10 protein-coding genes are annotated in these 13,450 nt (G+C 43.2%); 2 read left to right on the top strand and 8 right to left on the bottom strand.

The features are described 5' to 3' along the window. Positions 1-62: 62 nt before the first annotated feature. The 8 genes from C3B73_RS10220 to C3B73_RS10185 form a co-directional block, all read right to left on the bottom strand. The gene (locus tag C3B73_RS10220; protein ID WP_103665505.1) at positions 63-2,546 is read right to left on the bottom strand and encodes an acyl-CoA dehydrogenase; all 2,484 of its coding nucleotides are present in this window, start codon (positions 2,544-2,546) and stop codon (positions 63-65) included. A gap of 14 nt (positions 2,547-2,560) precedes the next feature. Then, entirely contained in the window at positions 2,561-3,160 is a 600-nt protein-coding gene (locus C3B73_RS10215; protein WP_103665504.1) for a TetR/AcrR family transcriptional regulator, read from the bottom strand. Between the two features lie 117 nt (positions 3,161-3,277). After that, complete coding sequence (trmB, locus tag C3B73_RS10210; protein ID WP_103665503.1) at positions 3,278-3,931, bottom strand: tRNA (guanosine(46)-N7)-methyltransferase TrmB; 654 nt, start codon at positions 3,929-3,931, stop codon at positions 3,278-3,280. Between the two features lie 45 nt (positions 3,932-3,976). Continuing rightward, positions 3,977-4,621: a pyridoxamine 5'-phosphate oxidase gene (pdxH, locus tag C3B73_RS10205; protein WP_103665502.1), complete on the bottom strand. Its 645-nt coding sequence runs from the start codon at positions 4,619-4,621 to the stop codon at positions 3,977-3,979. 8 nt (positions 4,622-4,629) lie between these two features. Then, positions 4,630-5,199, bottom strand: a complete 570-nt coding sequence (locus C3B73_RS10200) for a thioredoxin family protein (RefSeq protein ID WP_103665501.1) — start codon at positions 5,197-5,199, stop codon at positions 4,630-4,632. Positions 5,200-5,467: 268 nt separating this feature from the next. Then, the gene (locus C3B73_RS10195) at positions 5,468-7,105 is read right to left on the bottom strand and encodes a dipeptidyl-peptidase 3 family protein (protein ID WP_103665500.1); all 1,638 of its coding nucleotides are present in this window, start codon (positions 7,103-7,105) and stop codon (positions 5,468-5,470) included. 31 nt (positions 7,106-7,136) lie between these two features. Further along, positions 7,137-8,222 carry a mechanosensitive ion channel family protein gene (locus tag C3B73_RS10190; RefSeq protein WP_232803137.1) on the bottom strand — a complete coding sequence of 362 codons (1,086 nt, stop codon included), beginning with the start codon at positions 8,220-8,222 and terminating at the stop codon, positions 7,137-7,139. A 5-nt stretch (positions 8,223-8,227) separates the two neighbouring features. After that, positions 8,228-11,275, bottom strand: a complete 3,048-nt coding sequence (locus C3B73_RS10185) for a hypothetical protein (RefSeq protein ID WP_103665499.1) — start codon at positions 11,273-11,275, stop codon at positions 8,228-8,230. A 212-nt stretch (positions 11,276-11,487) separates the two neighbouring features. On the opposite strand from C3B73_RS10185, the gene C3B73_RS10180 reads away from it, so the two are divergent. Further along, entirely contained in the window at positions 11,488-12,729 is a 1,242-nt protein-coding gene (locus tag C3B73_RS10180) for an N-acetylmuramoyl-L-alanine amidase family protein (RefSeq protein WP_103665498.1), read from the top strand. An 11-nt stretch (positions 12,730-12,740) separates the two neighbouring features. Then, positions 12,741-13,358: a uridine kinase gene (gene udk, locus C3B73_RS10175; RefSeq protein WP_103665497.1), complete on the top strand. Its 618-nt coding sequence runs from the start codon at positions 12,741-12,743 to the stop codon at positions 13,356-13,358. Positions 13,359-13,450: the final 92 nt, after the last annotated feature.

Here is a 13,450-nt window from a genome sequence, read left to right as displayed (position 1 = left end):
AACAAAAAGGGAATCCTGTCAGATTCCCTTTTTTATTTTAACCTGTTTTGTCCCAGAAACACTTAAGGTACCATTGTTGATTCCTTACCACTTCCAACCGGATTGGTTGGTGTTTGATTCAAATACTCATCCAGCGTGAATTCATCTACCTGAATAGCATCATTTCGGGCTATCTCTGTTTTCTTGACAAGCTCACCTTCTGCCTTTGTGATCACTCCTTTTTCTACTGCAAGATCTGCAATATCCAGATAAGGCTCTTTAGGCAGCTCTTTTGATTTAATAGCCTTGTACAGTTTTTTGAATACCGGCCATGCTTCTTCATTAAGCTGCATGGTGTATTCATACCGGCCAATGGCTGATTCTCTATCTTCCGGTAAGTACATGCCACTTGTCATTTGGTCACGATCCGCACCTCTGACCTGCATAGCCTGTGCCACTTTATGGCCCAGTTTATCGGAAGGATAGGTTCCGATCGGATTCAAACGCCCCCATACTCCAACTAAGCGAAACAACCAGCTCAAACCGGGCACGTTGATCTCTCGTAGAATGCCCTCAAAAGCCTGCTGAATGCGATAGAAACTGTATTCCATGGCCCACTCAAAATAAGCCCTGTCAGCTTCTTGTCTACCTTCAGCTTCAAAGCGTTTCAGGGTACCGGACGCTAAATATAGAAAGCTAAGAATATCGGCATAGCGGCCGGCAATCTTTTCTTTCATTTTCAGTGCTCCGCCATAAGAACCGAGAGCCAGGTCGGCAAAGAAAGCAAAGGAAGCAGATGCCCATGACAACTTCCTGAAATACTTGGAAGCGGGCCCGCTGACAGGTGATCCGGCAAGCTTACCGCGTGTCACACTAAGCACTACTGACCTGAACATATTCGTAACCACATGACCAATATGCTTCCAGAAATTATCATCGAATTTTTTTACGTCCTTATTCATCAGGGCATCGATCTCATTGTAGGCATACGGATGGCAACGGATCGCACCCTGACCAAATATCATGAGGGTTCTGGTGAGAATATTAGCCCCTTCAACCGTGATCGCAATGGGGAGTGCGGTGTAAGTACTTGCAAATATATTACGGGGTCCCCTTGAAATACCGGCTCCACCCACAATATCCATAGCATCGTTTGCGATCTCCCGACCCAGTTCAGTAAAGTTATATTTGGCGATCGCAGTTACGACGGCTGGTTTTTGTCCTCTGTCAAGACCACCGGTTGTGTACCGTCTTGTGGCCTCAAGCAGGTAGTTATACCCACCGATACGCGCCATGGGTTCTTCAATACCTTCAAACTTTCCAATATTCAATCCAAATTGCTTACGGATAGCAGCGTAGGCTCCTATCACCCTAGTCGCTACTTTGGCCCCCCCTGCACTTTGCGCCGGAAGTGATATTCCACGTCCAACAGCCAGAGATTCCATCAACATTCTCCAACCGTTTCCGGCTCCGTCCAAACCCCCTATGATCGAGTCTACAGGAATGATGACATCCTTACCGTCTATTGGGCAGTTGTAGAACGGAATTCCCAATGGGTCATGGCGGCGACCAAGTTCGACCCCTTCTGTATCAGATGGGATCAGCGCACAGGTGATACCTCTGTTTTCTTCGTCTCCGATCAGATGATCCGGATCCTTCAGATTAAAGGCCAGGCCTATCACCGTAGAAATGGCCGCTAAAGTGATGTAACGTTTCTCAAAATTCATGCGAAGGTAAAGCTTGCCGTCCTCCCCTTTAAAGACCACCCCTTCAGAACGCATGCTTCCGGCATCTGAGCCGGCGTTGGGTTCTGTTAAACCAAAGCAAGGCATTTCCTCTCCGGTTGCCAGTCTTGGCAGGTAGTGATCCTTTTGTTCCTCGGTTCCATAATGCAGTAACAACTCAGCCGGTCCCAATGAGTTTGGCACCATTACCGTTGTTGCTAAAGGACCACAGCGAGAGGCTAGTTTAGCAACAATGGCACTGTGGGCAGTGGCTGAAAATTCGAGTCCTCCGTATTTTTTAGGTATGATCAGTCCAAAGAATTTTTCCTTACGCATGAACTCCCAAACTTCATCCGTAAATCCTTTACGCACCATCACGTCCCAGTCGGTAACCATTTCGCAAAGTTTTTCTACGGGACCATCCATATAAGCCTGCTCCTCTTCTGTCAGGTCGGGATAATCTTCATTCAGGATGCGCTTCATGTCAGGTTTTCCGGAAAAAAGTTCACCTTCAACCCACACGTTACCGGCTTCAATAGCCGTTTGTTCGGTTTCAGATATCTTTGGCAGAAAGTTTATGGCATCCAATAACTTCATGAGCGGTCCGCTTAACACTAATCTTCGAAGCGCTTTCACGTTGAAAACCAGAACAAGAACGGTATATGTGATGAATAACCAGCCCGGTGCATTAAGTCCTGCTAGTCCCGCATAACCGGCAATAGCCCATATCCAAAGTGGGGCTCCTGTAAAACCAAGCACTAATAGTATCAATACACTTGAACCGATCGAAGCCCATAAGGGCACCTCTGCAAAAAATCCTAAAAATTCACTCATAGCATCCATTTTGTTCTCCTATTTTAAGTGACCGCTGCACGAATCAGGAATCCCTGTATCACATGCTCGATCGAGTCATCAATAAATTGTTCTCTGTTTATGCGGCTGTCTAACCGGCCATTTAGTACCACTGATACAATACCATGCATCTGAGCCCAAATGGAATAAGCAGCAACCAACGGATCATCCACATCCATCTGATTCTTTTCTACGCTCTCCTCTATCGTTTTCACCAGCAGTTCATAGGCCCGCCTGGCTTTTCTGAATTTCTCTTTAGGGTATCTTGCCATAGAATCAGATCTCACCTTATAGATGATCTCATACTTCTCAGGATACGTAATCCCGAATTCCGCATAGGCACGAATGATCGCTTTGAACCGGTCAATGCAACTGCCAACCGGCAGAGCTTTTTTTTCAATGAACCGGCTGAGATCCTCAACCGATTCCTCGATCAGCGTATGTAATAGGTGATCCTTGTTCTCGAAATAGAGATAGATACTGGTTGCCGATACACCGGCTTTCTTGGCGATCTTCCGCATAGACAATGATTTATATCCTTCATTGAACAGCATGGATCGACTAATTTCCAGTATTTGATCACGTAACGGGTTTTCTTCGCTCATTTCCTGATTTAGGTTAACAGTGTTAACTGATTTAATTTAACCAATCCAAAGCGAAAATCAAGAGAGGTACAGAAATTATTGTGGAGCGTAAATCAACTACTCTCTTTTTAGAGTATTCTAAAGTTTAAAAGACAGGTATTTTATCGTCTTCCCCTTTTCGAGGTGCATGCTTTCATAATAAGTGATGATAGATAACTTCGGATCATCCGGGCGGTTTTTATGGACATCAGGTTCATCCACAAGCAGTTCCAGCTTCTCTTTCTGAATGACCTCCTTCGTGTACTCATACAACACATCGCTATCCGTTTTCAGGTGAATAACGGAACCGGGTTTCATCACTTTTCGGTAGAGTTTAAGAAATTTTGGGTGCGTAAGGCGCTTTCTCTTTTTTTTGAGGTATGGGTCCGAAAAGACGATCCAGGCTTCATCCACTTCATTTTCCCCGAAATAAAGGTCCAGATGATCTATGAAACAGCGAAAGTACCTGACGTTTTCTAATCCTTTATCCAGAGCTTCTTTTGCCCCAACCCAAAGCCGATTACCCTTAACATCCAGGCCGACGTAGTTTTTTTCAGGTTCAATTTCTGCAAGCCCGATCGAGTACTCCCCTTTGCCACATGCCAGCTCCAGCACAATTGGCTGAGTTTTGTCAAATACCTCGGTATTCCATTTTCCTTTTGGGGGAGGGTTTTCTTTACTGAATTCGGTGTAAACTAAGGTATTATCAAGTTTAGGCAACTCTTCCATGCGTTGCTCTTTGATCTTGGGCATAGCTAATTCGAAGCTTATCAGATTTACATTAGGTGTAAGGGTAAGTTAAGGAGACAATCGCTTGATATCCCATTTATCTCCAACCTTTTCAAATTTGATGCGGTCATGAAGGCGACTTCTTCTTCCCTGCCAGAATTCAAGGACTTCGGGTTTCACTCTGTATCCACCCCATGATTCAGGTTTAGGTACCTTACCTTCAGAATATGTCTCTTCCAGTTCTTTGAACCGATCTTCCAGAAATGCTCTGTTTGGCACAACCGCACTTTGATTGGAAGCCAGTGCCCCGATCTGACTTTTGTACGGCCGTTTCTTAAAATATGCCTCACTTTCATCCTCAGAAAGCTTTTCGGCTATTCCCTCTATTCGAACCTGCCGTTCCAGCTCCAGCCATAAAAAACACAAAGCGACATTAGGATTCTGATCAATTTCAGCTCCCTTATCACTTTTGTGATTGGTATAGAACACAAAGTCATCATTTTCAATCCCCTTCAAAAGCACCACCCTGGAGTGTGGCTTGTTTCCTGCCCCCACTGTTGACAAAGTCATAGCGTTAGGCTCAGGAACCTCAGCTTTCAAAGCTTCCTTCATCCAGGTTTCAAATTGTTCAATGGGATCGGAACTTACATCCGATTCGTCAAGTGAGTGCTTACTGTAATCTTCTCTTAGCTTTTGAAGCTGTTCTTTATCCATAATGATCTTTAACCGAAATAATCGGGTTCGTTACCGGGTTTCCATTTTATATTACATCCAATACTGGGTATTTGCTCTTCTTCCGGCACCTTTTTCCCGTCAAGTACAGCATCAAGGGCATTTCTAAGATCTTTGCCGGTCACAGGTTTATCATTTTTGGGCCGGCTGTCATCAAATTGTCCACGATAAACCAGTGATTTATTTTCATCAAACACAAAGAGATCCGGTGTACAAGCAGCCTTGTAATCTTTTGCCACCTCCTGTGACTCATCATACAAATATGGGAACGGATACCCTTTCTCAGCCATTTTTTCAGGACTATCTTGTGGATATTTTTCTACATCATTTGAACTGATCGCCACAAAAGCTATTCCTTTGGCCATGTATTCATTTGCCAGATCGACAAGTTCATCCTCAATATGCAGTACATACGGGCAATGATTACATATGAACATGATCACGAATCCCTTACTTTGATCTGTGTAGGTAAGAGACAGGCTTCCTCCGTTCACACTTTCAAGGTTGAAGTCCGGGGCTTTTGTTCCAAGTTCCAGCATGGTTGAGGGTGTGGCAGACATTGTATTAGTGAATTTTTTAGTGTTATGATTATAACGTCAAAAATTTAATACCACTGCAAAGATATCGAATGTTGCAGACAAAATGGTAATCGATATGCCGAAAGCACATGATCATTCAATTTTTTCAACACGATGCAGACACGCTTAATTCAAATACTCCATTGAACATCACTTTCACACCAAAACGTGACTTATACATACAGTGATAAAAACGCATAAAAAAACCCGTCCATTTAATAAACGAACGGGTTTGATAAAAGGTAAGGGGTTAATCTAAACCCAAGACATCCGTTCCCTGTTCAAAAATAATATCCACAGGTATATTTTGTTCTGAAAGTTTATTCAGTGAGGCCTTTAGCTGCTCAGTTTCCACAGCGTACTCCTTTACAAAAGCATCCACAGCATTGTAATCACCATTTCCTTGAAGGGTCAGGATCTTTTCAGACAGTGAGGCCACGGCTTCATCCACACGGTCAAAATTGATGCGGTATGTTTCAGACTCCTCATCGTAGTCAAAGGCTCCCATTTCCTGGAAATAATTGAACCGGATCAGGTTTGCCCGCCCATGGGCACTTGATGAACCAAACCGAATGGACCTGAAGATACTGGCCAAAAATGTCACGTAATCCTCTTCCGGGCTTCCATCTTCAATCATCCCTTTTTCACGCAGTGCATCTACCATATATAATCCAAGAACGTCCGCTTTTCCCTCTTCAAGGGCAGAGGCATGATTCCTTAAAGCTTCCCGCACCGTGCCATTTCCGTTAATGGTATTTTTGATACCCAGTCCGTGGGCAACTTCATGGAACATCGTATTGCCAAAAAAGGCATCAAAACTGATGTATTGTCTTTGGTCTTCTGCGATCAGCACTTCTGAGATCGGGATCAGGATCTTGTCATACTTTGCCCTCATCGAGTTTTTAAGCTGCATCCTTCGGGTTCCTTTAGCCAATTGAACCTCCTCATCGTTTGGCAGGTTTATCGCTATGGTCTTGGAACCGGCATTGGCATCACCGGCATAGTACACGGCATCGTAGGCATTCAGATCTGAATCACTTCCCGGTGTTTCTGCTTTATATTCCTCAGGCACCGGAAGTCCCTCCTGCAGTTCGGGTAATACGGCCGCATATTTTGATAACCTATCGCTCCAGGCCTTGTCTTTGATCAATACAAAAGCCTCATGCGCTGCTTTATAACCAAAAAGCTGGTCTTCGTAGGTTTCGATCGGACCGATAACCAGTTCAATAGTATTATTTTTCATGTCCATCCAGACAAGGTCACTTTCCTGATATTCATCATCCAGCAGGGCATCGGCTCTTAACTCCAGATATGACTTGAACCCTTCATCTTCTGCCAGTTCAGACGCTTGCCTGAGTAAGTCAGCCGCTCTTTCATGTTCTGCAGCAAATGCTTCATGATAGGGAATAGTGATCAGGTTTCCGTCACCATCTCTGCGAACCAGTGTATACAGATCGTCTTTCGCATCCGACTCCCATGAATCAAATTCAGCCGTTAACATATCATTCGGATAGAAATTTGCCCCGGCCGGTTTACTGCCCACACCCGCCAAAAATGGCTCATTTCCGTTTAACCTATCCCAGGGACCATAATTGATCTCAGCAAACCGTTGTTCTTTTTCGCTGAGTCCTTCCATTAGATCATCCTTATTCCCGTATGCCTGAAGCCAGAATACTTCCTCCATTTCCTTAGCGGCTTCGATCAGTAACGGTATCATTTTCTTTTGGTTTTCGGTCAGTTCAGACAGATCAGCTTCCAGGGTAAACGTGGTGTATTGAGCAAGCCGGTCATCGATATCCATTGAGGTATCTTCTTTTTGTGTGATGCAACCTGACATGACTAACACAGCCATTACAATTGCAGCAGAAGCTTTTAATAAATGTGTCATTTTTTTGGTGTTTGGAGATTAATTTATTGATTCAATTTTTAACGACTCCTAATGTTTCATCCTTCAGGATATTTCTTTCTCTAAGCTCAGTAAGAATTAATTCTGTCACATCGCTCTGGAAAGGAAATTCGTATCTTATATCCAGCACATAAGCTTTTACCTTTAACTTAAGGACGAATCGCCGCTGGTGCATCTCATTTTCAGTCATAATGCTTATCGGCTTTTTCATATATACATATTTAGACGAGATGACGGCTTTATATGCAATTTGTTTTACTTCTTCTATGGGGCACTCGGCCGGTAAATAAATATTTGTGATCACTAAACAATCGAGGGCTCCGGTATTCGCATTCGATACAGCTGTTCGTATAAGTTCCCCATTTGGAATGGTAACAACAGAGTCGCCGGGAGTTACAATTCGGGATGATCGCAAGCCAATTTGCTGTACCTCACCGTAATGTTCCATAAACTGGATCTTATCCCCCACCTGAAATGGACGGTCGAGAATAAGCATGATCCCCCCAAATAGGTTTTTAAGCACATCCTGAGAGGCCAGACCCACCGCAATACCTACTGAGGCCATTACCGTTATTATGGTCGCATAAGGAGGTTGAATAATTCCTGCAATGGCAATATAGATCGCTATGGTCCAGATCACGACCCTGGCAATAGGAACCATCCGTTTGATCTTTAGCCGATACTTTGAGATCCGTTCTGAGAAGTTATCCAGGATCTTGCTGAGAAAAGAGGTGAAATAATAAGTAATGATAAAGAACAGGATGATCAGAACCACCTTGGGCCACGATATCACATTTTCCAGTTCCGCAATAGCTTTTTCACTTTCCGTAGAGAACTGAGTGGTGTCTGATTCACCGGATCCGGCCTCTGACTTCAACTCCTGAACCAGGGAATCAAGCTGCGAAAAGCGGGCATTAAGCAGTGAATCTACTTTTAGTGAGATCAGGGAGTCCGGCATAAATCCAACATTTTGCAACGTATCTGTTGTCGTAACTGATGTATCGGCCTGTTGGAAGGCCATTGCCGGATCTACCTTGAGCAGGCTTAGAAAAACCACACTAAAAATTAATACAACGGTATGTAACGATTTAATTTTCATGGCCATTAATGTATGAAGTTTGCCTCTTTCAGAACCCTTACTACCTGCCGGTAGATCAAGTGATTCAATACATATCCCTCTTTTACCTCAACTAAAATGGAACTGCTTACAAGTCGGGATACGGTTAACCTGCTTTCGCTCAAAGGTTGGTGCATAATCTTACTCAGATCTTCCGGATACAAAGAATCGTGAAGTATGAAGGCCGTGAGTGCAAACAGATCTGAACTGTCTAAATTTTCGATGCGGTCTATAGAACTGAAATTAAACGGATTGATATAAAAGTGAGTGTCGTCAAACTCCTTTATCGACCGGATCCAGTAGATCATGGCCGTTGATGGGTTTCCTTCGGACAGTTTCGACAATTTTTCAAAGTAGTTATTTCTCAGATAATCCTGAGTTTTCTCAACATCGTCCAGGTTCTTTTTGAATGTCCTGCTTTTCTTTGCAGATTCATCAGGCAGAAATTCGAGTTCGTAACCGCTTGCATTATGCCTTCTCAGGATAAGTTCCTGAATTTGCTCTGAACTCAAATTATCAGTCTCCGCTGAATGGGTAAAATAATTGGATATGGTCAGAACTTTATCCAGGTACAACCACCCATAACGGGTACAGCTCACCACCCAAAGTATCTCTTTGTTGGTTTCAGAGATCAGGTACAGTAGTTCCTCAATTCCCTCAAACCCCTTGATACTTCTGATATAGCAATCCTGAATGTTCTCAAGAACCACGATAATGCGTTTTTTCTTTCTTTTGATAGCATCTATCAGGTCTTTGGTTTCTTCAACATCACTGATCTTGAGTTTAGAGGCTATCTGCTCAATTATTTTTTTCTTGTCAGCAACAGTACCTTCAAATTCTACTTCAACGATATCATGTTTTTTCAGGATCTCATCTTTGACCATTTTGATGAACAGACTCTTACCACTGCCTTTTTCACCGATCACTGCAAAGGAGGAGGGAAAGTTATTCTGCCATAGCTCATACCCCTTTCTGAGATTCTCGAACTGATTCGGCCTGCGAATAAAGAAACGATTATCTACCTCCTTCTGAAAATCAAAGAGTCGCCTATAAATAAACGGCAGCCTGGCAATTTTTTCATCGGTTTCAGATAGAAAAGCAGCCAGATCAACTTTTGTGCTTTCCAGTTCAGGTTTTTTGGAAAAGCCAAGAAAATCCCGGGTGACCTCAAAATAATGGCCGATTTTTTTATGGCAGAAACGATATAACAATTCAACCCGGTCAACGAACCGCGCCCACCTGGCCTGAAATTTTGATTTCCAGTCGACAGCAGCCTCTTTGGCCTTATACTGAGCCCCTGCTAACCTGACATCACTTACATCCTGCTTTTCCAGAAGGTTGGCTAATTTTGTAAAAGCCACCCTTTGTTGCCCGGAAAGTTTATCGATCAACTCGTTTCGCCGTTCTGTAACGGAATCAGAGATCTCTATTAACTTATTTTGTGCCCGTAACAACCCTTCCTTGGCTACCTCAACCGGATCTTCCTCATCAGACTTCTTTACTTCTCCCGCTATTTCCAGATTCGTGATCACAACCTGTTGAACTTCCTTGATTTCGCTGGAAATCTTCACCAAAAACTGTTCGGGTTTGATCTCTTTGGGAACAAACTCGTTGGAGATCTGATTACTCAACACCCTTTTAACCAGTGATTTCCATTCCACTTCCTCAAATTCAAACGTCGGCGGAAAATCACCAAGGTCTAGCGTCTCGATCAAAACAGCTTTTTCAGGAAGGCCTTCAGTCCAGTCTTGTATAGCTGATGTGAATCGGTCGAACTTAGTGCTCAACTCAGCTTCTTCCGTAAACTCAGATAGTGGGTTGATCAGCTTAGACTGGATAAACTCATCGATCTGCTCTTTCTTTTCACTTCTTTTTTCTGAAAGATCTTTTGGAGGTTTCTCATCTTCTTCATTGACCTTGAACAGAAGAATGGTCTCATCCAGGATTTCACCCAATTCATTTAAAGGAGCCGATATACCCTCATCAAAAAATTCTGCCAGCGAATTTGAAAACCCACCGATTCGTTCTTTTACCTGATCGTACAGCTTGATAAACTCTTTGGATAAATTAAGTTTATTTGCCAGGGCTAGCTTAAGGGTTACCCAGTTTTCAGCTCTTTTTTCAGTGTCCTGCCGGATCTGATTTTCTTTTTTGTTGATCTGAGTTACTGATAAATCCCCCTCTTTATATTCTATCGTACCTGCAAGAGAAAAAGCTTCAATGATTTCATTTCGCTTTTCTTCAATGATCTCTTTCAATGAAGAGGTGTGTTCGTTCAAGACCCGATCTACCTCTTCGATCGCTTTATCAAAAAAGATCTCGATATCCTGCTCATCCGGAACAGCTATTCTTTTTGGAGCCGGCTTGGGGTGGTCCTGCTCTTCTTTATCATCATTTTCATCCTTAAGCAGCAGAAACAGTTCATTGGAGTGAAGAATCCTTGCCTCTACCTCCAGTAACACATCACATTCTATTCGCCTGAAGTAGTTATCCCAGCTTTTGACCCACTCATTAAGTTCAAGAAAGTGATTTTTTACAATTGCACGAACCGGAACTTCCTGTTTCCATCTCGGGTAAGCATCCTGTTCACTGGATCCAGTCAATTTTGAAAGGCCCGCTAAATAACCACGCCAGGCTCTTTTAAAAAATTTATTGAACCGAACCATCGTAGGGTCATCATCTCCGGAAATAAACCGCCCTTCTTCCTGCACCAGTTCAACTAGTTCAGGAATGGGATCTGTAATTTCATTTACATTGATAAGCCACGAAACTTCAGGATCCTCTTCAGTGTCTTCATTCTCTTTCTTTTCCTCTTCCTGACCCGGTGCTATTTCTGCCGGTTTTAGTTTTTGGAGCACATCACTAAAGGCCTTCTCCTGCTCACCTTTTTTGATCCTTTCAGCGGCCAGTTTTAGTATATCAGTCAACTTTTGGGCATCCTGTTCCAGATAAGAGTTAAGTTGTTTCTCAATATTTGTGAGCCACTCTTCGTTAAGCTGCTTGTGTAAGGTATCTCTGGAGATGTCAGGATCCATGCGTCTGATGACCTAATGAATGGTTATGAACATGTTGATTGACGTCAAATATAGCTCATATAATCAAACAATGATATGATGCTATGTTGTAATGACTTATGTGTACTTTATCCTTTTTTTTGAACTCTTTCAATGGTTTAAAGAATATCTTACATTATGTGTATCATCTATTTAGGCTATTAACATTTCAACCAAATAACCCCGGCATTAAAATGCGCATCAAAATTACTGCTCACGCGCTTGCTTTGTTATTGCTATCGTTGGTAAGCACTGACCTGTTTGCACAGAACGTTTTGGAACGTGTTTCAAATACCGGCCGCAGTGATGGTTTGGGATATGTTATCAGATACCATATGACGGCGCCGGTTGATTCTTTTGAGATCATACAACCTGCCAATGACCTCATACAAATGGTACTCTATGATCAGGATCTCGACACCACCGGGATCAGATTACCTGAAAGAAGTGAAAAATTAAAAGAAGTTCGCCTATACGACCTCGAGTATGGCTATGGGGTTGATATTTATCTCGAAGAAAACGCCTACTATAAAGCAAAAGCCTATAACGATAAGAACGGAAGTGATATTCTTGTGGCCCTGACCCGTTCTACTGAAGAAGAGATCGATCGGTATTCTCAGCAATTCATTGCCAGGAACTGGTATGAAGAGATCATCGGGGAAGACCCACTTGATATCTCGACTAATGTTATAGCTTCAAACGGCTCCTCTTACAGTAACGTAAAGAATAAACTACGGTTCGATAAGATCGTGATCGACCCGGGACATGGTGGCTCAGACCCCGGATCCATCGGTTACAAAGGAGTTAAAGAAAAGAATATTACGCTGGCCGTTGGGTTAAAACTTGGAGCTTATATTGAGGAACACCTCCCTGACGTGGAAGTGGTGTACACCCGTAAAGACGACAGCTACTTAGGATTAGCTGAACTGGGGCATTTTGCTAACCTTTCTGAGGCAGATCTGTATGTTTCTATTCATACCAACTCATTTCATAACCGGCACGTCAGTGGTGCAGAAGTTTACTTTTTAGGACTCCATAAGAGTGACGCCGCATTTGAAGTAATGAAACGGGAGAACAGTGTGTTCAAGGAAGAGGTCAACACGGATCTATCAGAGGAAGATCTTCTGATCTATGAGTTGGCTCACAGCGGGTTCATAGCCACCAGCGAAAAAATTGCCTACATGATCGAGGATCAGTTCAAAAATCGTGCACAACGGAAATCCAGGGGTGTTAAACAAGCAGGGTTCCAGGTACTATTTGAAGCTTCCATGCCGGCCGTGTTGGTTGAACTGGGCTTTATTACCAATCCTGCAGAACAACGTTTCCTGACCAGCGATTATGGACAATCGATCATGGCTTCAGCCCTGTTCAGAGCTATCCGCGATTATAAAGTGGAGTACGAAAGTAAACAAGCCTATAACGCCTCTTCAAACTGATTAAGTAATTCATGTCTAAACCATTAGTGATCGGTGTTGCAGGAGGTAGCGGATCCGGTAAAACAACGGTAGTTAATTACCTCTGCGATGAATTCTCGTCTGATAATATCCTCCGAGTAGAACACGACTCATACTACCGGGAGTTAGAACACCTTCCATTTGAAGAACGTGTTAAGCAAAATTTTGATCACCCTGCTTCCCTCGAAACCGAACTCATGATCCGCCACATTCAGGCTTTGATGGAAGGATATCCTGTGGAAGTTCCGGTGTATGATTTTGAGTTGCACACCCGTAAAGACGAAACCATCACTGCCACACCTTCTGATGTTATACTCATTGATGGCATCCTGATCTTTTCCGAACCCGATCTATTAGAGCTTATGGACGTTAAGATATTTGTGGATACCGACGATGACGTCCGCCTGCTACGCCGCTTACAGCGTGACATTGAAGAAAGAGGGCGCAGTGTGGAAAGCGTACTGAAACAATACGAAAAGTTTGTACGCCCCATGCACCTCGAATTTGTCGAACCAAGCAAAAGATATGCTGACATCATTATACCACGCGGCGGCAAAAACAAAGTAGCCCTTGAGATGGTGACCGCTTTAATACGCGGCAAAATGGGATAACAGCTCAATTTACCCTATTTCAGAAGCGACCAACTCCTCCTCTTTTAAAGAACTGTAAATTTTCGTGCTTTTAGTTCATTTTGTGCCTTACT

The organism is Gracilimonas amylolytica (assembly GCF_002911695.1).
Lineage (GTDB): Bacteria > Bacteroidota > Rhodothermia > Balneolales > Balneolaceae > Gracilimonas > Gracilimonas amylolytica.
The sequence above is the reverse complement of the archived record's forward strand: the minus strand, read 5'-3'. Positions and strand labels throughout refer to the sequence as shown.